The sequence below is a fragment of the uncultured Aquimonas sp. genome, from assembly GCF_937888285.1.
Taxonomy (GTDB): Bacteria; Pseudomonadota; Gammaproteobacteria; order Xanthomonadales; family Xanthomonadaceae; genus Aquimonas.
Map to the genome: position 1 here is coordinate 22,744 of NZ_CALART010000097.1, position 24,648 is coordinate 47,391.

Consider the following 24,648-nt stretch of genomic DNA (forward strand, 5'->3'; position numbering starts at 1 on the left):
GGCGCGGGCGGTGCTCGCCGGCGCTGACCGGGGGCCACGGTGAAGTTCATGGTGGGCCAGGGCCCACCCTATGGCACCTCGCGGAGGGTTTGTTCGCGTGGGGGACCGGATTTCGCCCCTGCTGCCAGCCCCGCGCAGCGCAGAAGGAGATGCGGAAGATCCGCAAGCCCTGCGCGCAGCCTCGGCCTACCGCGCGGCTGCGGCTTCGAGCGATGCCAGGCCTTCCTCGGCGATCGCGCGGCGCACCCCCTGCGCGTCCTGCAGGATCGCTTCCAGCGCCAGCCGGTGCGCCTTGGGCAAGGCCTCGGCGGCTGGCACGGCGACATCCGGAACCACGCCGACGCCCTCCCAGTGGGTGCCGGTGAGGGTGTTGGCGACGATCTGCATGGGGATGAAGGCGACGAAGCCGTGGGCCAGCGGTCGGTAGCCGCCGGGTGTCGCCGCACCCGCGGTGGTCTCGCCGACCAGGGTGGCGCGCCGCATCGCCTGCAGGTCGTAGGCGAACTCTTCAGCGCCCGAGCCGGTGTCCTTGTCGACCAGCACGAACACGGGTCGGTCGGTGTAGGCGGGCGTGCGCGGCTCGGCGTAGTAGGTGCGGTCGGGTGCCGCCTCGTCGCTGCCCTGCACGCGCACCGTGGGCGTGCGCGCGCTGACGAAATGGCCGATCACGTTGGCCACGCCGGCGGGTTCACCGCCCGGTGCGCCGCGCACGTCGACGATCAGGGCGCCGGTATGCGCGAGCATGCCCATCGCCAGCGCCAGCTGCTCGGCGCTGGGTGCGGCATCGAGGAACATGCGGATGCGCAGGTAGCCGACATTGCCCGGCAGCCAGCGCACTTCAGGCACCTCGCCGCCGCGCAGGCGCACCTCTTCATGGAAGGCGGCGACGTCCTCGGCCGAGGGCGGCGCCTCGCTGAAGCCGGCCACCACCTCGGGCCCGAAGTAGCGCGCGCGGAAGTGGCCGTCATCAACGATCGGGGTGATCTTCTGCTCGATCAGCGCCAGCAGTTCGGCTGCGGTGCGGGCCTCGCGAAATGCGCCCTGCTGTTCCAGCGCCTCGATCTCCGCCGCGGCCACGCGGCCGCGCGCGCGGAAAGCGAAACGTTCGCGCAGCACCTGCGCCAGGGACAGCACCACGTCGCGCGTTTCGGCCGGGCTGAGGCTGACTGCGGCGGGGTCCGGGGGCGGGCCGGGCTGCGCGAACACGGCGCTGGCGCAGAAGCTCAGGGCCATCAGCAGGGCGCATAGCGGCCCCGCCGTGCAACTCGCCCTTAGCGCCTTTGCGCGCGGGTGACTGCGGCTTCCCGAAGTCCAGGCTCGCAGGCCGCGTCCAATGCTCGTCCCTGTGCTCATCGGTTGATCCTCCATGCACCACCGGGCGGCAGCGCTTCAAGGCCGTTGGATACGTTGGGCGAGCGTCCGGTTGCAGGCCAAGGCAGCGTTGCCACTCCGCCCTGGGCCGAGCGACGGCGCGTTGATGGGCCTCGGGCGATTCCACATCGCTCTGTGGCCGAGGCTTCAGCCGGGCGCTGTCGTCAAACGGGCGACCAACCTCCGCACGAGTGGCGCCAACGCGATGGCCCTGGTCGCGGAGCTCTACCGCGCCTATGCCTGGGAGGTGGTCATCGCCGAGCCCTTGCAGGGCTCCGGGCTGTTCGGTGAGCCGCGTGAGGTAATGGCGCGCTTCCTCGCGCCCGAACTCGTCGAAGGCGTGCTCGCCGACCGTCAGCGCAGCGCGGAGAGCGGCGACATCGGCGTGCTGGATTACGCGCCGATGTGGGCGTCGCAGGACCCGGGGGCCAGCGAGCTGCGGGTCGAGGCCGGTGCGCAGCCGACCGAAGTACGCGTCGAGTTCATCTACCCGGGCAACGGCCAGCGGGTTGGCATCGACTATCGCCTGGTGCAGACCGCGCAGGGCTGGCGCGTGCTCGATATCAGATCGGATGGCGGCGACTGGCTGCTTGAGCGGCTGCGGCGGGAGTAGCCGGACTGCGCGCCGGACAGCGCTGATGAATGCGGAGCATCGCTCGCTGCCAGGGCGTCAGGCACCCGACCTCGCGAAGGTCGGAAGCCAGTGGAGGTGGGTGGCGCCGCCCGGACCATCCGCCAATGCTTCAAGCCAGGACCGGCAGCGTGGCGACCCTCGGAGCGAAGCGTCGAACACGTGTCCGACGGCAGCGCCTCGCGGAGGCGCTGCCCGAAGCATGGCTTGCCCGAGACACCCTGCTTGCCGTGCCAATCAGCGCGTCGGCGGTGGCGGAGTCTCGAAGCCGTCGAGGAAGATTTCCGGCGCCAGGTTGACCACGCCGGCGCGCAGATTGTCGACCGTCGGCCAGAGGAATCCGCCGGCCGGCTGTACGGACCGCACCGTGAGAGAGGTAATGGTTCCGTTGCTGACGAAACCGCGGAAGGTGGTCTGTTGGGGCCCGAGCAGGGTCAGGGTTTCGGTGTCGCCCAGGCTGTCGACAACTTCAATAATGATGTCGCCGGCGGTGTAAAGACCCGAGATGTTGGAGCCGAAGAACTGGCCGCCGATGGCATTGATGGCCGGGGCGAAACCGTCGAACCGGATGAGGTCGGTGGCGGTGTTCAGGGACAGGAATGGATCCGCAGTGGTACCAGCGCCGAAGAAGTTGGTTTGTGCGCCCTCCGGCGTCGTTGCATTCGCGGTGTACGCGTAGGGCGGAATGCCGCGGGTCAGCGGGCTCGGCGTCGAGCCGGTCACCGAGAATCCGGCGTAGTCGTCGACGGCGATGCCGCTGACCACTGCATCGAACTCGGCCACGCTCTGCACCACCGTGATCTCCGCCTGCGCGGCCTGGGCCATGGCCAGCGCACACACGGTGCCGCACAGCACACCCCACGTGGATCGATTCTTCATGCCTTCCCCCTTTGGATTGATGAACCTCGTGCGCTGATTCGCAGCGCGCACGAGCGGACGGAGTGTGCTCAGCAGCACGTCACCCAGCAAGTGTTTTGTGCGCTCCATCACACCTGTCAAGCCGATGTGCAGCGCTGGCAGGGGCGAGGCCTCGCTGGCGGCGCGCAGCGCGACGGGCGCGCTCGGGCTGCTGTGCAGGCGTATCCTCCGCGCCCCCCTTTTCCGAGATCGACCGATGCGCACCCTGCTGCTGCCCGCCCTCACCCTGGTCCTTGCCTGCATGGCGCCATGCGCCCACGCCAAGGTCTACAAGTGCCCAGTGCCAGGCGGTGGCCACGAGTACCGGCAGATTCCCTGCGACAACGCCGGCAGCGGCGAAGTGCAGATCGACGATCCCACTGTTTCGACGCGCGCGGCCGCGGCGGCGGAACCGGAAGCAGCGGACGCGAGTGCCCTGGTCGGCGACTGGTGCGAAATCGGCGTGTCGACCACGATCGACAGCGAGATCGCGCTCGATGGCATCCACTGGTACTTCGGCCCCGACTACCTGACCTATGTGCATTCGCGCGCCTGGAAGCCCGCCGGCATGACGCCGCCCAAGTATCCACTGCAGCGCAAGGGTGCCGCCTTCGTGGTTGACGACCCCATGTTCGGCGGCGTCGAGTCCGAGTGGACAGTGGTGGGCCGACGCGAGGGCGTGATCCTGGTCGAGGGCCCGATGGGCGGGATCCTGCACATGCGCCCGGGCCGCTGCTGACTCACCCCCTTCCCCTCAGCAATTTAGGCGAGTAGGCTGGGACTCACCTAAACCACTTTGGTGAGACCATGGCCCAGCCCGTCCTGCCCGGCACCCTGGAGTTGCTGGCGCTGAAAGCCGTGTCGCTGGGCGCGGAGCATGGCCTCGGCCTGCTGCAGCGGATCCAGCGCAGCTCCGGCGACGTATTGCTGGTCGAGCAGGGCGCCCTCTATCCAGCCCTGCATCGGCTGGAGGCGCAGGGCCTGGTGCGCTGCGAATGGGGCGTGTCGGACAACAACCGTCGCGCCAAGTACTACGCGATCACCGCCGCCGGCCGCCGGCGCCTGGGCGAGGACACGCGGCAGTGGCGGCAGCTGGTCGAGGCCATGGATGCCGTGCTCGGCGCCGATGCCGGCAGCCTGCGCGCATGAGCCCGCTCCGACTGCTGCGCTGGCTGCGCGACCTGCTCGATCGCCGGCGCGTCGAGCGCGAGCTGGACGCCGAACTGGATTTCCATCTGCAGACCCGCGCCGACCAGCTTGAGGCCGAGGGCCTCGCGCGCGCAGAGGCCCTGCGGCGCGCGCGCATCGAGCTCGGCATGCTGGAGCTGCATCGCGACGATGTGCGCGGCGCGCGCGGGCTGCGCGCCCTCGAACATCTGCGCGGCGACCTGCTGTACGCCCTGCGCGGGCTGCGGCGCAGCCCGTTGTATGCACTCACCGCCACCGTGGTGCTGGCGCTGCCGCTCGCCGCAGCCCTGCTGCTGCACGCGATCTACGCCGTCTATGCCTACCAGTCGCCGCCGATCGAGCGGGTCGAGCGCTGGGTCCAGCTGCAGGGCCACAGCCCGGAGAACCGCGCCTATTCGCGCTTCACCGCCGAGGAGGCCGATACCCTGCTGGCGTCGCCGCCGCCAGCGCTGGCCGGTCTCTACAGCCAGACTCACTTCAGCCAGCCGCTGCTGGGCGGGCAGGTGCAGCGGGGGATGGGCGTGGCGGTGTCGGCCGACTACTTCCAGCAGATCGGCGTCGGCGCACGCCTGGGTCGCGTGTTCGTGCCTGATGCCGAGGACGAAATGGGCGTGGTGCTGAGCGAGGCTGGCTGGGCGCAGCTGTTCGACCGCGCGCCGGACGTGGTCGGCCAGCCGCTCGACATCGGCGGCCAGCGTTTCGCGGTGATCGGCGTAGCGGATCGCGGCTACGACGGCAGCCATCCGATCGCGCAGCTGCTGTTCGTGCGCCAACGCGACTACCGCGCGGTGTTTCCGCAGCCGTCGGACGCCGCCGAGCTCAGCCACGAAGTCGGCGGTTTCCTCGCCGCCGATGCCGATATCGGGCTGGCCGAACAGCAGCTGCAGGCGCGGGTCCAGCCACTGGCGGCACGCCGGCCGGCGGATCTGGCGCTGGCCGGGATCCGCGTACACCGCGCCGAGGGCCGCTTGAACGCGGGCGACCGCGAGGAGATGGTGCTGGCCTCGACGCCGGCGGCGATCGCGATCCTGCTCATGCTGCTGGTGGCCTCCGCAAACCTCGCCAACCTGGTGCTGGCGCGCTTCTCGTCGCGCGCGGCCGAGCTCGGCGTGCGCGCCGCGCTTGGCGCATCGCGGGCGCGGCTGCTGCTGCAGCTGTGGCTGGAGTGCGGTCTGCTCGGGCTTGCCGCCAGTGCACTGGCGCTGGCGCTCGGCGCCCTGCTGCTGGAGCCGATCCACGCGCGGGTGTTCAGCCTGATCGCGGAGATGGGCATCCGTCTGATCGAGGTGCGGCTGAGCGGACACAGCGTCCTGCCGGTACTGATGCTGGCCTTGCTCTGCACCCTCGCCTTCGGCCTGCTGCCGGCGCTGGTAGTGACCCGCCGCAGCCGCGCCAGCGGCAATGCCCAGCAGCTTGGCCAAGCCATGCGCGGCGGCGACGCGCCGCGCCTGCGCGGCGCCTTGATGGTCACCCAGATCGCCGCCAGCTGCTTCCTGCTGGTGGTCGCCGGGCTGATCGCAGCCAACGCGCGACGCACGCTGGAGACGCCGCTCGGCTATGCGCCCGAACGCCTGGTGGGCCTGAGCGCCGGCAGCGCCCCCGAACGCCTGGTCGCGCGCCTGCGCGAGCTCGCCGAAGTCGAGGGCATCGGCGCCAGCAACCTGATGCCGCTGATGGGCGAGCCCGAGCGCGTCGCCGCGCGTGCCGTGCTCGATGACGGCAGCGCGCGCAGTCTGGCCGCCCAGCTGCGGCCGGCGGATGCGGCCTGGTTCGAGCTGCTCGGCCTGGCGCCGCTGCGCGGCCGCCTGCTGCGCGCGCACGAAGACAGTCAGGCGCCGGTCGCGGTGCTCTCGCGCAGCGCTGCCGAACGCCTGTGGCCAGGCGCCGATCCACTGGGTCGCAGCCTGGATCTGGTCGAAGAGCCGGACAGCGCCCAGGCGCGGCTGCGCCTTGCCGGCGATCGCGCGCCGGTCGCGGCCAGCGGCGCGCTGCGCCGGCGCGTCGAGATCGTTGGCGTCGTCCCCGACATCGCCACTGGATTCCTGATCAGCGGCGCCGATGGGCCGGTGGTCTATCTGCCGGCACGCATCGGCGAGGCCGGGCTCGGCAGCCTGCTGCTGCGGCTGCGCGACACGCGACCCCGGACGCGGGCAGCGGTCTACCAGGCCTGCATCGCGCTGACACCCAATGAGGACTGCGCACCGACGCCGCTCACCGATGCGCTGCGCATCCAGCGACTGCCGGTGATCGTCGCCGCCGAGATCGCCAGCGGGCTCGGCGCGGTGGCGCTGGCGATCAGCTGCTTCGGGCTGTACGGGCTGGTCGCCTATGGCGTGCAGCAGCGCCGGCGCGAGCTCGGCCTGCGGCTGGCGCTGGGCGCCTCCCGCGGTCGCCTGATCGCCACCGTGCTGCGCGACGCGCGCCGGCAGATCGCGCTGGGCCTCGCCATCGGCCTGCCGCTGGCCTTCGTGCTGACGCGCCTGCTGGCCCAGCTGACCGATCGCATCACCCTGTTCGATCCGCTGGCCTTCCTTGGCGTGCCCCTGCTGCTGGCCCTGCTGGCGGCGCTGGCGGCCTACCTGCCGGCGCGCGCCAGTGCCCGCATCGACCCCGCCGAGTCGCTGCGCGCCGAGGGCTGATGGCGCGCGCGGGGCCGCCGTGCGCGGCGTTCGCCATCGGGCGCTCCGCCGCGGAGGCAGGGGCCTTTCCCGCGCATCCGATGCTGGGGAAACAGGGCTCCGTCCAGCGCACCGCAGGCCGGCGCCAGGGCAATCGACCGCGCCAGCAGCCTGCTGAAAGACGCCCTTCCCGGGCGTTTCTCTCGTCGGCGGTCAGGCGCAGGTCGGTACCGCCTCACGACGAATCAAGCGCCTACGCGCTCGATTCGTCGCTGCGGCCATGCATGGCTGCTCTCGCAGGCTGTCTATCAACAGCCTGCCAGTCCGCGGCGTAGACTGCGCGCAGCAACGTCCTGCCGGGGCTGCGGCATGTCATCGGCCAGCGCATCGGACAGGCACCGGCTGGAGCCCCCATCCCACCTCTCCGGAGGACCCGCAGATGCGCAAGATCGTCGCCTTTCTCTTGGCCTCGGCACTGCTCGCGGCGGCTGCAGCGCAGGCTGCGCCGATCGTGGTGGGCGCGAGCAATACCGGCCCCATTCCGGACGGTGACCCGGCCGGTCGCACCCTCAGCTTTGCGGTGTCCGGCGTCAGCAGCCCCCTCCGGTCGGTGTCGGTTTCGCTCAATCTCACCCATAGCTTCGCGGGTGACCTCACGGCGACGCTGATCGCTCCGGGCGGCGCGGCGCGGCTGGTGCTGTTCGGGCGCCCGGGCACGGGCCGCAGCAGCAGCTTCGGCGACAGCACGAACTTCGGCGGTGTGTACACCTTCACCGACACCGGCTTTCCGGACTTCGTGCCCCTGCTGCAGGCGCTGACCGATACCGAAGTGCTCCCTCCCGGCAGCTTCCGCACGGTCTCGCGCGGCGCGCCGCTGCGCTCGAATGCCGGCGGCTGCCCCACCTCGCTGCGCGGCGTATTCGGCGGACTTACGCCGCAGCAAGCCAATGGCATCTGGACCCTGGTGCTGACGGATTCAACTTCACCGGACGCGGGCACGGTGTCGGCCGCCACGCTCACCCTCGACACCGTCCTGCTGTTCGCCAACGGCTTCGAGGGAACGGGGCTCGGCGCGCCCGGACCGCTCGAAGACATGCGCGGAGCAGAGGCCCCGGCGCACTGCATCAACAAGGTGATCGGCGACTTTACGGGTGACGGCGTGACCGACTACGCCCTGGTTCGTGCCAACGGCAGCGCTCGCGACTGGGTGATCCGCGAGAACACCGGCAACGGGTCGGCCTCGGCAGCGGAGATCCGCTTCAGCCACGGCGTCGACGGCGACCTGTTCGACAGCTTTGACCTTGACGGCGACCGCATCGCTGATCCTGCGGCGTGGCGGCCAGGCCCGGCCGGCACCGCACGCTTCCTTGTCAGGCTTTCCTCGCGCGACGGCGCGGTGCGCGAAGTCATATTCGGGCAGACCGGGGACACGCCCAACCAGTCGGGCGACTACGACGGCGATGGCATCGACGATCCCGCTGTGTTCCGTCTGCCGCCCTTCGGCGGCAGCGCGGGTCCGATCCAGCTGATCTACCTGTCCTCTCAGAACGAGACCCCACGGAGCGTCGGAACCGGCAGCGGCACCCAGGGCGACCAGTTCTCCATCTCCGGCTTCGACTACAGCGGCGACGGGCGTGCCGACGTGGTCACCCAGTCGCCCGATAGCGGCGCCCCTTCGACGGGTCGGTTTCGCGTCTACGACTCGCTCACCGGCGGCCTGCAGAACACGTTCACCCACGGCAACGCCAGCGACTTCCTGATCCCCGGCAACTATGTCGGCACGCCGCGCGCCGACTACACCGTCAGTCGCACCGTCGGCGGCAATCGCGAGTGGATTTCGCGCGATGCCCAGACCGGCGCGGTGGCGCCGACCGTGGTGTTCAGCGTCACCGGCGACCAGCGCGTTGGCGGCGACTACGATGGTGACGGTATCGCCGATCATGCCTTCTTCCGAGCCACGGCCAGCCCCGGGCCGATCGGCTTCCAGGTGCGGCCGAGCACCAACACGGCCACGGTCTGGACGCTCGACTTCGGGCTTGCACAGGACTTTGCGATCGCCGGTTCCCGCGTGCAGTAGCACCGCAGACATCAAGCGATGCGCGGATGGGCCAGGGTCCATCCACCGCCGCTGCACGCCGCCGCGGCCAAGCTGCACGCATGGAGAATCACGAACGTTCGGCGGACACCGCCGTCATCGGCGCCGGCCTGACCGGTGCCTGGATCGCGTCGGCACTGAGGTCGGCCGGCATTGATGTGCTGGTGCTGGACAAGGGCCGCGGCCCCGGCGGTCGGCTGAGCCTGCGCCGCAGCGACTGCGGCAGCTTCGCCCACGGCTGCCCGCTGGAGGCGATCGCCACCTGGGCCGGCACGCTGCCGGCGGATGCACTGCAGGCGCGTGGGCTGGCGCCGGCGATGGACATCCGCGATCCACGCCTGCAGGCGCTGCCGCGGCATCTGTTGGCCGATCTGCGCACGCGCTATGAAGCACAGGTCGCGCGCATCGAGCGCGGCGACTCCGGCTGGCGCCTGTTCGATGCCAGCGGCGGCGTAATCGCCGAGGCACGGCGGCTGGTACTGACCGCGCCGGCACCGCAGAGCGCAGCGCTGCTGGAAGATGTGCGGCCCGACTGGTCCAGCCGCCTGCGCGCCCTGCCCTGCGCGCCGGCCTGGTGCGTGCTGCTGGCCCAGCCCGCCGATCAACCCGAGCCGGACTGGCAAGCCCTCGCGCCCGCGCTTGCGCAGGTGCAGGCGCAGGACGCCCTGCCTGGAGAGGACGCACGCCGCTGGGTGCTGCAGCTCTCGGAAGCCGCCAGCCGCGAGCGCCTGGAGGACAGCCCGCAGGCCCTGCTGCAGGCCCTGCTGTCGCAGCTCGGCAGCAAGCCCTCGCACTGGCTGCACGCCGCCGCACACCGCTGGCGCTATGCGCGCATCGTCGAGCCGCTGCACGAACCGCTGCTGCTGGACGATGCGCTGCAGCTCGCGGTCTGCGGCGATGCCTTCGCCGGCGGAGGCGGCGACAGCGATCTGCAGCGCTGCCGGCGCTCCGCGGAGACCCTGCTGCAACACTGGCTGCCGGCATCGCCGCGGAACTGAAGCCGCCGCAGCGCGGACTGCGCACGTTCAGCAGCAGTGCGTTCGCCGCGGGTCGCTGCAGCCTCCATCGCGGGCGGTGCTATGGTCGGCGCGGGCACTTCTGCCCGATTCGATCCGAAGGAGTCCGACCATGGGTACGGTCACCAAAGTCATCGAGGTTTCTTCGTCGTCCAGCAGCAGCATGGAGGACGCTGTGCAGTCCGGCCTGCTCAAGGTCGCCGAGACGGTCAAGCACATCAAGGGCGCCTGGGTGAACGACATCAAGGTCCTCACCGAGGACGACGGCCGCATCACCGAGTGGCGCATCAACATGCGGGTGAACTTCCTGGTCAAGTGAGCGCGCCCGCGCCGCGGGCGCCAGCGGCCCCGCGGCGCGTCCCGCCCATCGCCGCGCGTCACGCTCGGGTCTGGCGGGACGTCGCCCGCGCATCCGTTCGAGAAACTCGGAGCATGACCCGCCTGGCCGTGAGCCGCGGTCGCACCGTCGATCGCGCGCGACCACGCCGAATTGCCCAGCCTTGCCCTTGAACCCCGGCCCCGGAGCCACGCCGCATGTCCCAGCGTCCATCCGAGCGCACCGCGCTGCTCCTGCTGCCCGCCCTGGCGGCCCTCGCGGTGGGCCTGCTGCTGGCGCGGCGCTGGCTGCCGGAGCTGCCCCTGCTCGACCACCCACTGCTGTCCTGGTGGTGCGCCTTCGTGCTCACCTATGTCGGCGCGGCCAGCATCAGCCTGCTGCCGGCACCGTTGGGCAAGGCCGTCGACAGCGCGCTCGACCGTCACCTGAGCCAGTGGGGCGCAGGCGTCTATGGCCTGATCGCGCTTTCGGTCTTTCTGCCGCTGGAGCTGCGCAGCCTGGTCGCAAGCCTGCGCGAGTTCGACGGCGGCGGCGACTGGCTGCGCGGCCTGCTGCGCGACTGGCTGATCGGCTTCAGCGCGGAGTCGCTGCGCAATCTGATTACGGCGGCGATCTGGCCGGCGCGGGCGATCCAGGAGGCTGGCGTCTGGGGCTTCCTCGGCTTCCTTGGCGCCTGTTCAGCGGTGTTCGAACTCGGCCGGCGGCTGATGCCCGAGTCCCAGGCTCGGCTGGAAGAGCGCCATACGGCACAGGACGAGACAGCCACGCCGTCGCGCGGCAAGAGCCCGGACGGCGGGGTCTGAGAGGCCCGCCTCGCTGTCGTCTTCACAACTCTGGTGTCCGACCGAAGCCGGCAAGGCCGTAGCCTCCCACCAGAGCCCAGTGCACGAGCACGCGCCCATGCCAGCACCGACCGGACACCCTACCGCCCCCGCCGATGCGGACATCAGGGCCGAAGACCCCCAGACGGCACTGCGTCCCGCCGCCTACGCACGCCTTCGGGCGATTGCCGCGGGTGCCCGGCGGCGTCTGCCGAGCGAGACGCTCAACACCACCGCACTGGTCAGTGAAGCCTATCTGCGGCTGGCAGAGTCCAGCCTGCGCAGCGACACCGACGCCGGGCTGGATCGCGCCGGCTTCTTCGCGCTGTTCGCCAGCGTGGTCCGCAACACCCTGATCGACCAGCTGCGTGCGCGCTCGGCCGACAAGCGCCGCGGCCAGCACACCACGCTTTCGCATGCGCTGCCATTGGCGATCGAGGACGCGCAGGCGCAGCGTCTGCTGGCCGTGGATTCCGCCCTTGATGGCCTGCGCACGACCCATCCGCGGCTGGTCCAGGTGGTCGAGATGCGCTTCTTCGCCGGCTACGACAATCAGGAGATCGCCGCCCTGCTGGAGGTCAACGAGAAGACGGTGCGGCGCGACTGGCTGCAGGCGCGCGCCCTGCTCGCCGAGGCGCTCGACGATGACTGAGCCGCGCCTGGACTCCGCGCACTGGGCGGCGCTGGACGCGGCCTTCGATCACCTGGCCGAGCTGCCGGAAGGCGCCTGGCCGGAGGCGATCGAAACCCTGACCGCGGCCATGCCCGCCGCTGCGGCGGCGCATCTGCGCAGCCTGCTGCAGCGTCTTGCGGCCCAGCCCGACCTGCTGGATGCGCCCGCCGTCAGCCGCCTGGCGCTGGAGCGCGAGGTGGCGCCCGGCACGCGTCTGGGGCGTTGGACGGTGCAGGGTCGACTGGGCAGCGGCGGGCAGTCGCTGGTGCTGGCGGTGCATCGCAGCGAAGGCGGCTTCGAGCAGCAGGCGGTGATGAAGCTGCCGCGCGGCAGCGGCTTCGAACGCGAGGCCGCGCGCCGCCTGCTGCGCGAGCGCCAGGTGCTGGCGCGACTCAAGCATCCCGGGCTGCCGGCGGTCTACGACGGCGGCGTGCTCGACGACGGCAGCCCGCTGCTGGTGATCGAACGCATCGAGGGCGAGCCGATCGACCGCCACTGCGAGCGCGCCGGCCTCGGCCTGCGCGGGCGCGTGCGCCTGCTCGCCGAAGTCGCGGCGATCCTCGCCCATGCGCATGCACAGCTTGTGCTGCATCGCGACGTCAAGCCCGGCAACGTGCTGGTGGAATCCGCCAGCGGCCGCGTGGTGCTGCTCGACTTCGGCGTCGCCCAGTCGCTGGACGAAGAGGCCAGTCGCACCGCCGCCGGCTACACGCTGAGCTATGCCGCGCCCGAACAGGTGCGCGGCGAACGCGGCACGGTCGCCACCGACCTCTATGGCTTGGGCGCGCTGGCGCTGAAACTCTGCTGCGGCCGCGCGCCCTTCGAGGGTCTGGAGACTTCGGCCCAGGTGCAGGCCGTGCTGGCCGGCGATCCTCCGCTGCCGGCCACATTGGACCCGGATCTCACCGCGATCCTCTCCACCTGCCTGCGGCCGCTGCCCGACCAGCGCTACGCCTCGGCGGAAGCGCTGCGGCAGGATCTGCTGGCCTGGCTGGATGGCCGCCCGGTGCGCGCGCGCCGCGGTGGGCGCCGCTATGTGCTCGGCAAGTTCCTGCGCCGGCACACGTTGGCGGTTGGCGCCTCGACGGCGGCTGTGCTGATGCTGGCCGGCACCACCGGCGTGGCCCTGCAGCAGGCCGCTGAATCCGAGCGCGCCCGCCGGCAGGCCGAAGTCTCACAGCGCCGCGCCGAGCAGACCGTGGGACTGCTGTCCGACCTGTTCGTCAGCGCCGCTTCGGGCAATCTCTCCGGCAGCTGGCAGGCGCGGGCCCTGGTCGCTGAGGACATGCCGCCGGGCACCCGCCTTGGCCTGCGCGAGATCATCGATCTCGCCAGTGAACAGCGGCTGCCGCAGCTGGACCCGGCGATCCGCGTGCCCCTGCATGCAGCCTTCGGCGAGGTCTACGCCGGCCTGACTGATCCTGACGCGGCCATGGCCCAGTTCCGCGCTGGCCTCGCGCTGCAGCCCGACAACCCGCGCCTGCTGGCCGGGCTGCTCAAGCAGCAGCTGCAGCGCGCACAGCCGCCCGCCCAAGCGTGGAGCGATCTGGCGAGGCTGATGGCGGCACCCGGCGATGTGCCGCGGGCCGAGCTCGTTGCAGTGATCGAACGTGCCGCCAACACCCGGCGCGTGGCGGGCGAACTTCAGGCCGCCGAAGCGCTGCTCGCCGAAGCGCTGGCGCTGTACGCCGGCGATGCGCCGGTGGAGGCGCTGACCGAGGCCGATCAGCTGGCGCGGGCCCATCTCGACGTGCAGCAGGCCCGACTGGCGCTGGCGCTTGGTGAGCAGGCGGCGGCGTCCGCGCATCTCCAGGGCGCCGACGCGATCCTGCTGCGCGTGCAGGGCTCGCAGGGCAAGCACCGCATCCGCCTGCTCGAAACCCGCGCCGAGCAGCAGCGCCTGCTGGGCGAGTTCGCCCTGGCCGAGCAGGCGCTGCAGGAAAGCCTCGATCTGCTCGCCCTGCACCTGCCCGACAATCTGCGTCTGCAGGCGCGCACTCTGCGCGAGATCGGCATCACCCGCCGCGCCGCGGGCGATCTGGCGGGCAGCCGCGAGGCCTTCGAGTCGGCCGTGGCGCTCAGTCTTCAGTCCGGCCTGCCGCCGCAGCACAACAACCTGCTGTCGCTGCGCACCAGCCTGGCGGGGCTGAGGATCCACGAAGGCGCGTATGCCGAGGCGCTGTCCGAATACCGGGTGCTGATCGCCGACACGCCCGAAACGTTCAGGGTGGCGCTGCTGCCGGAGCTGCAGCTTGGCGTCGCGCGCGCGCGGCTTGCGCTGGGCGAACCCTCGGCCGCGCGCGAGGACTTCATCCAGCTTCTCGCCACCAACGGACTGCGGGATTCGATTGCGCAGTCCGCACGGCTCGGTGCTGTGTTCAGCGCGCTCGCGCTGGGCGAGGCTGTCGAAGCACAGGCCGGGCTGGACGCTCTGGGGGCGAAGAGTCCGGACGATCCAGCCCTGGCGCTGGCGCGACTGTGGCTGGCACAGCTTGGCGAAGGCAGCGCGCGCGAGCGCGATATCGCGAGCCTGCGCGAGGGTATGGCGAGGCCGGAGGGCATCGACCCGGTGTGGCTGCACGTGGCACCGCTGGCGACGCTGTGCCGCGAGTGCGCGGGCACCGCAGCGTCGTCGATATCGCGTGCCCAGCCAGAGTCGGCAGCTACCGACACCGAGGCGTCTCCCTGAGGAGCGGATGGCGCCCGGCCAGTCCGGACGCGAGCGCAGTGCGGCTCGATGGCCCACGGCAGCAGCAGGACACGGGCATCGCTGATTGAGGCCAGCGGGGTGGCTGCGGTGGGCCAGGGCCCCCCCAAGGGATGGGACCCTGTCCGTCCTTGGCGCCGGATTCCGACCTCGTAGCCAAGCCGCGCCCTGCGGCGACTCCGCCACGAGGTCACATCCATGCGTCGCACGCGTTCCGCACTGCTGCCGGGCCTGCTGCTCGGGCTCTTCGCCACCGCCACCCAGGCCGCCGGCGGCTTCTACGAGATCAACGAGGCCTGCCGTTCGGTAGGTTGTTTCCCGGGCGACGATCCGGCCACCGAGACGGTGGAGATCACCAGTGCCGCCACCACCGCCGGCATCCACAGCTTCCGCCTGAGCGGGCGGCTGGTGAACTTCAACGGCGCCACGCCCACCATCCGCATCAGTGCCGACAGCGTGACTCTGGACCTGCAGGGCCACCAGATCTTCTGCGAGCCCGGCGTGGGCTGCAGCCAGAACGGCGGCAGCGGCGTGCTGGTCGAAGCCGATCGCCGCGCGACCATCCGCAACGGCGCCATCAGCCAGTTCCACGCCGGCATTCGCGGCGAGCCCGGAGCCGTGGTGACGGTCGAGAACATGCAGCTGACCGGCATGAGCAGTGACGGCGTGCGCCTGCAGTTCGGCGCGGTGCGCGACAGCCGCTTCGACAGCAACAACGCCGGCATCCTCTCCTACACCGGGCAATCCGTGCTGATCGAGAACAACGTCTTCGTCGATGTCCGGCCGAGCTCGGTGACGGCCCGACAGATTCCGCTGCTTGGCGTGGCCGCCGGCTCCGCCTGCCGCGGCAATGTGATCGCTGCCAACAACCGCAGCACCAATCTCAACCTCGGCAGCTGCACCGAGATCGGCTCCAACCTGTGCGGCAGCGCGCGCTGCGGGTTGAACTGAGATGGCGGGGCGCAGCTTGTATCCGGCGCTGATGTGGGCAAGCGCCACGCTGCTCGGGCTCACGCCTGCGGAGACATGGGCCGGCGGCGCCTGTGGCAGCGATGATCCCACCTGGGTGCTGGCTGCGCCCGCCGCACCGGCGCGCGTTCCGGGCGGAGTGGTACAGCCGCACGAGATCTATGTCGCCTGCCCCGAACCCGACATCCTGCTGCCCTTGGCCGCGGCCGCTGCGGCAGGAGCCAGCATCGACGCCCTGGCGCCGGATCGCACCGACCCGAACGGCGACAGCGTGCTGGTGTCCTTCGACCGCCAGATCGGCAACTTCCGGCCAGCGGACGTGCTGCGCTGCCGGGTCGGTGGCTCCAGTCCCGGCAACGACTGCACGCGCGTTTTCGATTCCGCCGCGCGGGGTATACCGACCCACGTCAACGTGATCGGGCTCGATCAGTACTTCCTCGCCAATCCGCAGTCCGGAGGCACCTCACAGCTCGCGCTCGCCTTCGACCAGACCTTCAGGATCGGCCAGCAGGTGCTGCGACCGCAGCGTCTCTACCGGTTTGCGCAGAACAGCGGGGCAGCGCCACTGGAGGTCCTCGCGGACTCCGACTACGGCCTGGATCGCGCCACCGGCTTCGCCGACCACAGCGTGCACTGGGGAGGCGGGACCGTGCGCGGCCTGGCGCCGACCCGCTGGTCGCGTTCGAGTGGCGGCGGTCTGGTCGTGGGCCCTGGGCAGGTCGCGCTGCAGAACGCGTTCTTCCACCGCGTCGACCGCGTGTTCGATTTCGCTTCGATCGATCCGTCCTGGCGCTCCGTTGGCCTCGCCGGTCTGGGCACCCAGAACGGCGGCCGCGCTTCGTTCAACGCCGACACTCTGACGGTGGCGGAGAACGCCGGCAGCGTCAGCCTGCCGGTCCGGCGCATCTTCGCGTCCGGCCAGGCCCACCAGAATGCGCAAGGCTTCATTCGTTACTCGGTCGTACTGGTCGATGGAAGCGCACGTGCCGGCGTTGACTTCGCGTTCGCACCGCCGCAGCTGGTGCAGTTCGACCATGCTGGCATCACCGACGGCAGCGTCGGCTTCAGCCTGATCGACAACGCGCTCGCCGACGGCAACCGCCAGTTCACCGTGCGCATGACGCCAATCAGCGCCTTCGCCGCCCCCGGGCAGTTCATGGAAGTCCAAGTGACCATCGTCGATGATGAAGGCGGCGGCGACTCGATCTTTGCGAACGGCTTCGAGTAGCGGCCGCACGCATGGCTGTCGCCTTTCGTGGCCGCGCTCCGTTCCCCAGCCTTCACGTCACTGCCGTGCGCCTTTGCCGCTGTGCCTGCCGCCCGGGCACAATCAGCCCGGCAGGATCGGCGTGGGGACGCCAGGGTCGCCGGCTCCGGGCCGGCCGCACGCGGGGAGTGGAATGGAGCGCATCGCAGACGACAGCCCGCTGGGGCAGATCACCGCCATCCTGGCCGCGGCCGGGGATCCGAATCCGCTCGACAGCCTGCTGCCGCTGGTGCATGCCGATCTGCGTCGGCTGGCGCGCGCGCAGCGCCGGCAGATGGAGCCGGGCGAGACGCTGTCGACCACGGCGCTGGTCAACGAGGCCTACCTCAAACTGCGCCGCGCCGACTATCCGAACCTCGCCAACCGCGCGCACTTCTTCTCGCTGGTGGCGCGCGCGATGCGGCAGATCCTGATCGACCACGCGCGCTCGCGGCTGGCCGAGGCCAAGCGCATGCAGCATGTGCAGCGCGAGCTCGACGAAAAACCCGGCGAGGACGCGCGCGAGCTGGCGCGCCTGCTGGAGGTCGACTCCGCGCTCAGCGAACTCGAGAAAGTGCAGCCGCGCCTGGCCCAGGTCGTTCTGTACCGCTACTTCGCCGGCTACTCGGCGACCGAAACCGCCGAGCTGCTGGAGGTCACCGAACGCACCATCAACCGCGACTGGCAGAAGGCGCGGGCTTTCTTGAGCATCGCGCTCGACCAGCCGATGGGCGAGGACGCCGACGGGCTCGCAGCGCCGTGAGCGATTCGCTGTCGGAGCGTTTCCGCCGGCTGGAGCCCCTGCTCGACCGTGCACTCGATCTCGAAGGCGCGGAGCGCGACAACTTCCTGCGCGCCTGCGCCGAGATCCACCCCGATCTGTACGCCGACCTGCTGAAGGGCCTCGGCGCCGACGACCGCGACCTGCCGAAGCTGGGCGGGCTGGCGGCACGCGTCACCGAAGAGCGCACCACCGACCGTCGCGGCCTGAACGCGGGGCCGTGGCAGCTGCTGGAGAAGATCGGCCGCGGCGGCATGGGCACGGTCTATCTCGCCCGACGCGCCGACGGCGCCTTCGAGAAGCGGGCGGCGATCAAGCTGCTGCGCAACTCCGACCTGCGCTTCAAGCAGGCGCTGGAGCGCGAGCGCCAGGTGCTGGCGCGGCTGGAGCACCCGGCGATCGCGCGCCTGCTCGACGGCGGCGTGCTGCCCGACGGCCAGCCCTATCTGGTGATGGAGCTGGCCGAAGGCCTGGACCTCGACAAGTGGGCCGCGCAGGAGAAACCCGATCTCGACACCCGCCTGCGCGTCTTCCTCGACATCTGCGGCGCGGTCAGCGAAGCACATGCACAGCTGATCGTGCACCGCGACTTGAAGCCCTCGAACGTGCGCATCAACCGCGAGGGCCAGGTCAAGCTGCTCGACTTCGGCATCGCCAAGCTGCTCGACCGCGAGGCCGCCCGTGGGGAAACCCGCGGGCTGGCGATGACGCCCGAGTACGCCGCGCCGGAACAGCTGCGCGGCGAGCCGGTCAGCACCCGCACCGACGTGTACGCGCTCGGTGCCCTGCTGTACCAGCTGCTGACCGGCCGCACGCCGCATCCGGGCTTCGACGGCAACTGGGCCGGCTTCATCAGCCGGGTCTGCGAAGAGGACGCCGAGCCGCCCAGCCGGCACGACACCCGCGAGATCCCGCGGGCGCGGCTGCGCGGCGATCTCGATGCCATCGTGCAGATGGCGCTGCAGCGCGATCCCGCGCGCCGCTATGCCTCGGTCGAAGCGCTGGCCGACGACCTGCGCCGCTATCTCGATGGCCGGCCGGTGCGCGCGCACGCGCCCAAGCTGGGCTACCGCCTGGGCAAGTGGCTGCGCCGGCACCGGCTTGCCGCCGGCCTCGGCGCGGCCGCGACCCTGGCGCTGGCTGCCGGTCTCGGCGGCGTGGTCTGGCAGGCCCGCACCACCGCGGCCGAGCGCGATGCCGCCGAAACCCAGGCGCAGCGCTACCTGGCCGTGCTCGACCATCTCGGCCTGATGTTCCGCGAGGCCGCGGCGGAGTCTGGCGACGTCTCGCGACTGTCGGCGCGCGACCTGCTGGTGAACAGCACGCGCCAGCTCGAACAGGCCTTTGAAGGCGACCCCGCCGCCGGCCAGCTGGTGCTGGCCACGGTCGGCGAGCTCTACATCTACCTGCAGGACTTCAGCGCGGCCGGCACCCTGCTGGAGCGCTTCCTGGAAATCGACGACGGCAGCGCGCCGACCCGCATGCGCGCCCAGGTGCTGGGCGACCTCGCCCTGGTCGACGTACGCCGCGGCGAGGCCGCGCGCGCCTGCGAGCGCGCCGAGGAAGCGATCCGCCTGCTGGAAGCCGAACCCTCCGACCAGCGCGGCGCGCTCAGCGGCGTGCTCGGCAACTACGGCCAGTGCCTGCGCCTGCTCGGACGCGTGCCGGAGTCGCTGGCCGCCTACGAGCGGGCGGCCGCGCTGCGCTATGCGGTGTCGGGCGCCAACAGCCCGCTCACCGCCGGCGCCGACAACAACCTCGGGACCGCCTACTACCAGAGCGGGCGTCTGGCGGAGGCGCGGCAGCGCCTGGAGCTGGCCTTGAGCGGCTTCGAGCGCAACGGCCAGGGCCGCAGCAGCCATGCAGGCAATGTGCTGAACAATCTGGCCGCCATCGCCTTCTCGGAAGGCCGGCTGCCGGCGGCGGACGCCTACTTCGAGCGCGCGCTCGACATCCAGCGCGAGGTGCTCGGCGACTCCGCCGCGCTGGGTGCGCTGACCAACAACTTCGGCAAGCTGCTGACCCTGCGCGGCGACCTGCAGCGCGCCGAGCGCCTTCTGCAGGAGTCGCTGGCGCTGCAGACCCGCTTCGTCGGCGCCGACTCGGCCGATGCCGGCTTCACCCATCTCAGCCTGGGCGACCTGCAGCTGGCGCGCGGCGAGACGGCAGCGGCGCTCGATTCGTACCGACTGGCGGCGGCGCTGTTCGAGGGCCGGTTCGGGCCGGAGCACCTGTTCACCGCGCGGGCGCGGCTCGCCCTCGCCCCCGCATTCTCGCGCAGCGGCCAGGCGCGCGAAGCGGCCGTGGCCTATCGGGACAGCCTGGCGGCGCTGGCCGCCCTGCCAGGGGCCATGCCTGCGCGCCTGCGCGGCGGCGGCCACTGCCTGCGCCTGCAGGACTCACTCGCAAGGCGCCTGCCGAGCCTCGACAGCGGCGACCTCGCGGCCTGTGAGGCGCATGCGCAAAGCCTCGGCGCCGGTCACTACGAGCGCCTTGAAGCCGAGCTGCTGCTGGCGCTGGCGCGCGGCGCCGCCGGCCCACGGCCGCCGGCGCTGGCGGCGCTGGAGGGCGTGCTCGGCCCGAACAGCCCGCGACTGGCGCAGCTGCGCGCGCTGGTGCGCTGAAAGCCTTGAAGGGCCTGGGCGCGTGCGGCGAACTGCCCTTCCACGACACGCCGCGCATCGCGGCCGCGAACCCGGTGTTGCGGGCAAGCATGACCACGGTTGCGCAAGCATGCGGTCATGTCATATCCCGGAAGCTCCTTTGTCGCCGACCGCCGCCACGGAGAGGATGCGGGCACCCGTCCATCCGCGAATCAGGACTCCGCACCGTGGCGCGCTTTCTCGTCTTCCAGCATGTCGCCGCCGAACCCGCCGGCACCCTCGACGCCCTGCTGCGTCGGCGCGGCCATCGGCTGCGCTTCGTCAACTTCGAGCGTGATCCCCAGGCCACGCCCGCGGTCGAGCGCTATGACGGCCTGATCGTGCTGGGCGGCGCGATGAACGTCGAGGAGCAGGCCCAGCGCCCGCATCTGCGCATCGAGCTGCGCTGCATCGAGTCGGCCCTGCAGCGCGGGCTGCCGGTGCTGGGCATCTGCCTCGGCGCCCAGCTGCTGGCGCATGCCCTCGGCGCGCAGGTCCAGAAACATGCCCGCCCCGAGATCGGCTGGTACCGCATCGACAGCACCGAGGCCGGCCGCACCGACCCGGTGTTCGCGCCGATGGGCGCCGGCGCGCCCGTGTTCCAGTGGCACAGCCGCAGCTTCGAGCTGCCTTCGGGCGCCCTGCAGCTGGCGCGCTCGCGCGACTGCGAGCAGCAGGCCTTCCGCTACGGCGAGCGCGCCTACGGCCTGCAGTTCCATCTGGAAGCCAACAGCTGCCTGATCCGCCGCTGGCTGCAGACGCCCGCCTACCGCACCGAGCTGGAGCAGGCCGGGCTGGGCCACGGCGCCGCGCACATCGAAGCGGAAACGCGGCGCCTGGTGCACGCCCAGCAGGCACGCGCCGAAGCCGTGTTCGGCCGCTTCCTCGACCTCGCCGGGCCAGCGCCCCGCGCACGCCGTGGCGACGTGGCCGGCTTGGCCTGGTCGCCCTGGCAGCCGCGCTCCCAGCCGCCCCGCCTGCCCCTGCACGCATTCGGCTGACGCCCAAGGGCTTGGCTGACGAGCACGATGTGAGGCGCCTGCTCGACGACAGGCAGCCGCGGCACAGGCATCGCCGGCCCGTCCCACTGCCCGCGCTTTGCCCCCGGCTGCCGGCGCCGCGCCCGCAACGATTGCATCCAAGCGTGAAGGTTCTGCGAGAATGCGCGACGACGCGCGATGCGCGCCGTCGCCGCATGCAGGGGATGCGGCGCCTCCCCTTCCGCTGCACCCACTGATCGCAGGTGAACCCATGATCCGAATCCCCCGCGCGCCGGCCCGCAAGCGCCTGGCGCAGCTGCTGCCGATGCTGCTGCTGGCCGCCAGCCTGCCCATGACCGCCTCGGCGCAGACCGCCATCCGCGCCGGCGCTCCCGTCAGCGGCAGCCTCGGCAGTGACTCGCCCAAGGCCGACGACGGCACGCCCTACGCGCTGTACGAGTACAGCGGCCGCGCCGGCGAGCGCATCCGCGTGAAAATGGAATCCGGCGCCTTCGACGGCTTCCTCGCGGTCGGCAGCACGGCCGCGCCGGGCTGTTCGGACGACTGCAAGTTCGACGACGACAGCGGCGGCGATCTCAATCCGCAGCTGAGCTACACCGTGCCGGCCTCGGGCAAGGTGCAGATCCGCGCCAACAGCATCAGCGGCGATGCCAGTGGCGCCTTCACCCTGACCGTGACCTCGGTGCCGACGCCGCCGCCGGCGCGCCCGCAGGCGCTGCGCCTCGACACCGAAACCAAGGGCACGCTCGGCGAGTCGTCCTCGCGCGACGACAGCGACCGTCCGCACGACCTGTGGACGGTCTCCGGCCGCCGCGGCCAGGAAGTCGTGGTGCGTGTCAATGCCGACGCCTTCGACCCCTATGTCGAATTCGGCCAGATGCAGAACAACCAGTTCGTCAGCAGCGCCAGCGACGACGACAGTGGCGCCGGCCTCAATGCCCGCCTGTTCGTCACCCTCGACAACAACGGTCGCGGCGTCGTCAAGGTCACCACGCCCTCGGGCGATGGCGAAGGCGAGTACACCGTGTTCGTCGGCCAGCCGCCGGCCAAGCGCCCGATCGAAGTGCAGACGATTGCCGTGGGCGATTCGGTGCGCGGCAGCATCGACGACACCGACCCCTTCGATGACGAAGAGGTGCGCTTCGACGTGTTCCGCATCGAGGGTCGCCCGGGCCAGCGCGTGGTCGCGCGCCTGCAGTCCGATGCCTTCGACGCCTACCTGAAGTGGGGCATCATCGAGGGCGATGTGCTGCTGGAAGAAGCCAGCGATGACGACAGCGGCGGCGGCACCAGCGCCCAGCTGAACATCACCCTGGATGCCGACGGCGAAGGCCGGCTGGTGGTCACCAGCCTGGGTGGCGGCGAAGGCGCCTACACGGTGTCGATCGTCAGCGCGCCGCGCGGCGCGCAGCCGGAGCGCTGATCGCCCGGGCCTGCAGAGGGCTCGTGCGGCAGGAAAGAAAGGCCCGGGCATGCCCGGGCCTTTCGCGTTCCAGGACTGCTCTGCGCGCTTGCGTTTCTGGTTGTGCGCGTGAATCATTCGGCCTCCCGCGCGGACGGATGCCGCCGGGACTTCCGGGATGACCCTTTCTTCCAGCACGCAGCGGGATCTGAGCCCGCATGGAGCCAGCCACATGGATCGCAGACAGTTCATTACGGGAATCGGCCTTGTTTCCGCCAGCGGGCTTGCGCTCGCCAGCGAGCGCAACCTCGGCGGCCTGTTCGGTGCCGCCCGCAAGGGCGTGGCCGCCGCCACCCTCAGCGACGAGGAAATCCGCGCCTATGGCGCGCAGATGGCCGCCCACGCCGACAGCCAGGCGCGCGTGGCACCCGCCAACAACCCCTATGCGCAGCGCCTCGCCGTCATCACCCGCGGCCTTGAGGAAGACAATGGCCTGCGCCTGAACTACAAGGTGCACCTGGAGGACACCATCAATGCCTTCGTCACTCCCGACGGCAGCGTGCGCTTCTACAGCGGCCTGATGGACGCCTTCACCGACGACGAGATCCGCTTCGTGATCGGCCACGAGATCGGCCACGTCGCCCACAATCACCAGAAGAAGCGCATGCAGACCGCTCTGGCGGCCAGCGCCGCCCGCGACGCCGCGGCCTCGTCCGGCAATGGCAATGTCGCCCAGCTGGCGTCGAGCCAGCTCGGCGGCCTGCTGGAGGCGGTGATCACCGCCCAGCACTCGCAGGGCAACGAGCGCGATGCCGACGACTACGGCCTGGAGTTCATGGCGCGCAAGCGCTACGACCGCAAGGCCGCGGTCAGCGCGCTCGACAAGCTGGCGGCGATGGGCGGCAACCCGTCCTGGCTGAGCACGCATCCCGACCCGAAGCGGCGCGCCGACCGCATCCGTCGCCAGGTCTGACGCAGCGCTGATCGGCCGCAGAACGCGACAGGCCCGGGCATGCCCGGGCCTGTCGCGTTTCGAACGGGAGAGAACTCAGAAGCTGTCGGCAGGCACCCGCACAAAGCCTTCCATCAGGATGCGCGCGCTGCGGCTCATGATCGCCTTGGTGACGCTCCACTCGCCGTTCTCGCAGCGCGCCTCGGCGCCGACGCGCAGGGTGCCGGACGGATGCCCGAAGCGCACCACGCTGCGCTCACCGCCACCGGCCGCGGCATTGACCACGGTGCCGGGAATCGAAGCCGCAGTGGCGATCGCGACCGCGGCCGTTCCCATCATCGCGTGATGCAGCTTGCCCATCGACAGCGCGCGCACGCGCAGGTCGATCTCGTCGGCGCGCACGGTCTTGCCACTGGAGCTGAGGTAGTCGGCGGCGGGTGCGACGAAGGCCACCTTGGGCGTGTGCTGGCGCTTTGCGGCCTCTTCCGGCGTCTTGATCAGACCCATGCGCAGCGCACCGGCCGTGCGGATGGCCTCGAAGCGTGCGAGTGCTGCGGCATCGCCATTGATCTCGCCCTGCAGCTCACTGCCGCTGCAGCCGATGTCGGCGGCATGGACGAACACGGTCGGAATGCCGGCGGTGATCATCGTCGCCTGCAGCCGGCCGATGCCGGGCACGTCCAGGGTGTCCACGAGATTGCCGGTGGGGAACAGCGCGCCGCCGCCCTCGCCTTCGCCCTCGTCAGCCGGGTCGATGAACTCCAGCACGATCTCGGCGGCCGGAAAGGTCACGCCGTCCAGCTCGAAGTCGCCGGTCTCCTGCACCTGCCCGTTGGTCACCGGCACATGCGCCAGAATCGTCTTGCCGATATTGGCCTGCCAGATCCGCACCACGCAGATGCCGTCCTCCGGCACGCGACCGGCATCGACATAGCCCGCCTGCAGCGCGAAGGCACCCGCGGCGGTGGAGAGGTTGCCGCAGTTACCGGACCAGTCGACGAAGTCGCTGTCGATCGAGACCTGGCCGTAGAGGTAGTCGACGTCGTGCTCGGGCCTGGCGCTCTTCGACAGGATCACGCACTTGCTGGTCGACGAGGTCGCCCCGCCCATGCCGTCGGTATGCTTGGCATAGGGGTCGGGGCTGCCGATCACCCGCTGGAACAGCCGATCACGCGCGCGGCCGGGCACCTGTGCCGATTCCGGCAGGTCTTCCAGACGGAAGAACACGCCTTTGGAGGTGCCGCCGCGGTAGTAGGTGGCGGGGATGCGGAGCTGGGGGGCGTGGGGGTGGTGGGGCATGG

Annotated in this window: 20 protein-coding genes; 17 read left to right on the forward strand and 3 right to left on the reverse strand. The window is 71.1% G+C overall.

Annotated features, from left to right (window positions below):
• Positions 1–186: 186 nt before the first annotated feature.
• Positions 187–1,233 carry a S41 family peptidase gene (locus Q0654_RS17765; RefSeq protein ID WP_298856310.1) on the reverse strand — a complete coding sequence of 349 codons (1,047 nt, stop codon included), beginning with the start codon at positions 1,231–1,233 and terminating at the stop codon, positions 187–189.
• A gap of 343 nt (positions 1,234–1,576) precedes the next feature.
• Between Q0654_RS17765 and Q0654_RS17770 the strand changes: the two genes are divergently transcribed.
• The gene (locus Q0654_RS17770) at positions 1,577–1,984 is read left to right on the forward strand and encodes a hypothetical protein (protein WP_298856311.1); all 408 of its coding nucleotides are present in this window, start codon (positions 1,577–1,579) and stop codon (positions 1,982–1,984) included.
• Positions 1,985–2,239: 255 nt separating this feature from the next.
• Here Q0654_RS17770 and Q0654_RS17775 read toward each other — a convergent pair whose 3' ends face one another.
• Entirely contained in the window at positions 2,240–2,989 is a 750-nt protein-coding gene (locus Q0654_RS17775) for a hypothetical protein (RefSeq protein WP_298856312.1), read from the reverse strand.
• A gap of 127 nt (positions 2,990–3,116) precedes the next feature.
• Between Q0654_RS17775 and Q0654_RS17780 the strand changes: the two genes are divergently transcribed.
• From Q0654_RS17780 to Q0654_RS17855, 16 genes are all read left to right on the forward strand, one after another.
• Positions 3,117–3,638, forward strand: coding sequence for a hypothetical protein (locus Q0654_RS17780; protein WP_298856313.1), 522 nt, complete (start codon positions 3,117–3,119; stop codon positions 3,636–3,638).
• A 68-nt stretch (positions 3,639–3,706) separates the two neighbouring features.
• Complete coding sequence (locus tag Q0654_RS17785) at positions 3,707–4,048, forward strand: PadR family transcriptional regulator (RefSeq protein WP_298856314.1); 342 nt, start codon at positions 3,707–3,709, stop codon at positions 4,046–4,048.
• Complete coding sequence (locus Q0654_RS17790) at positions 4,045–6,726, forward strand: FtsX-like permease family protein (RefSeq protein WP_298856315.1); 2,682 nt, start codon at positions 4,045–4,047, stop codon at positions 6,724–6,726. Before Q0654_RS17785 ends, Q0654_RS17790 begins: the two co-directional genes overlap by 4 nt.
• Before the next feature lie 418 nt (positions 6,727–7,144).
• Positions 7,145–8,782 (forward strand): hypothetical protein, encoded by a 1,638-nt coding sequence (locus tag Q0654_RS17795; RefSeq protein WP_298856316.1) that lies wholly within the window; start codon positions 7,145–7,147, stop codon positions 8,780–8,782.
• 80 nt (positions 8,783–8,862) lie between these two features.
• On the forward strand, positions 8,863–9,798 hold the full coding sequence (locus Q0654_RS17800) for an FAD-dependent oxidoreductase (RefSeq protein ID WP_298856317.1): 936 nt from the start codon (positions 8,863–8,865) through the stop codon (positions 9,796–9,798).
• Positions 9,799–9,928: 130 nt separating this feature from the next.
• On the forward strand, positions 9,929–10,135 hold the full coding sequence (locus tag Q0654_RS17805) for a dodecin family protein (protein ID WP_298856318.1): 207 nt from the start codon (positions 9,929–9,931) through the stop codon (positions 10,133–10,135).
• Positions 10,136–10,350: 215 nt separating this feature from the next.
• Complete coding sequence (locus tag Q0654_RS17810) at positions 10,351–10,956, forward strand: hypothetical protein (protein WP_298856319.1); 606 nt, start codon at positions 10,351–10,353, stop codon at positions 10,954–10,956.
• A 97-nt stretch (positions 10,957–11,053) separates the two neighbouring features.
• Positions 11,054–11,626: an ECF-type sigma factor gene (locus Q0654_RS17815; RefSeq protein WP_298856320.1), complete on the forward strand. Its 573-nt coding sequence runs from the start codon at positions 11,054–11,056 to the stop codon at positions 11,624–11,626.
• A complete protein-coding gene (locus tag Q0654_RS17820; RefSeq protein ID WP_298856321.1) occupies positions 11,619–14,336 on the forward strand; it encodes a serine/threonine-protein kinase in 2,718 nt (905 codons plus the stop codon). The genes Q0654_RS17815 and Q0654_RS17820 overlap by 8 nt, the downstream gene beginning before the upstream one ends.
• Positions 14,337–14,552: 216 nt before the next feature.
• Positions 14,553–15,305, forward strand: a complete 753-nt coding sequence (locus tag Q0654_RS17825; protein ID WP_298856322.1) for a right-handed parallel beta-helix repeat-containing protein — start codon at positions 14,553–14,555, stop codon at positions 15,303–15,305.
• Between the two features lies 1 nt (position 15,306).
• Positions 15,307–16,551, forward strand: a complete 1,245-nt coding sequence (locus Q0654_RS17830) for a Calx-beta domain-containing protein (RefSeq protein ID WP_298856323.1) — start codon at positions 15,307–15,309, stop codon at positions 16,549–16,551.
• Positions 16,552–16,723: 172 nt separating this feature from the next.
• Positions 16,724–17,332 (forward strand): ECF-type sigma factor, encoded by a 609-nt coding sequence (locus tag Q0654_RS17835; protein ID WP_298856324.1) that lies wholly within the window; start codon positions 16,724–16,726, stop codon positions 17,330–17,332.
• Positions 17,329–19,974, forward strand: coding sequence for a serine/threonine-protein kinase (locus Q0654_RS17840; protein ID WP_298856325.1), 2,646 nt, complete (start codon positions 17,329–17,331; stop codon positions 19,972–19,974). Before Q0654_RS17835 ends, Q0654_RS17840 begins: the two co-directional genes overlap by 4 nt.
• Before the next feature lie 206 nt (positions 19,975–20,180).
• Complete coding sequence (locus Q0654_RS17845) at positions 20,181–20,993, forward strand: type 1 glutamine amidotransferase (RefSeq protein ID WP_298856326.1); 813 nt, start codon at positions 20,181–20,183, stop codon at positions 20,991–20,993.
• A 250-nt stretch (positions 20,994–21,243) separates the two neighbouring features.
• A complete protein-coding gene (locus Q0654_RS17850) occupies positions 21,244–22,416 on the forward strand; it encodes a hypothetical protein (protein ID WP_298856327.1) in 1,173 nt (390 codons plus the stop codon).
• 211 nt (positions 22,417–22,627) lie between these two features.
• Positions 22,628–23,368 (forward strand): M48 family metalloprotease, encoded by a 741-nt coding sequence (locus tag Q0654_RS17855; protein ID WP_298856328.1) that lies wholly within the window; start codon positions 22,628–22,630, stop codon positions 23,366–23,368.
• Between the two features lie 75 nt (positions 23,369–23,443).
• Here the strand turns inward: Q0654_RS17855 and prpF are convergent, their stop codons facing one another.
• Entirely contained in the window at positions 23,444–24,646 is a 1,203-nt protein-coding gene (prpF, locus tag Q0654_RS17860) for a 2-methylaconitate cis-trans isomerase PrpF (RefSeq protein WP_298856329.1), read from the reverse strand.
• Between the last annotated feature and the right edge of the window lie 2 nt (positions 24,647–24,648).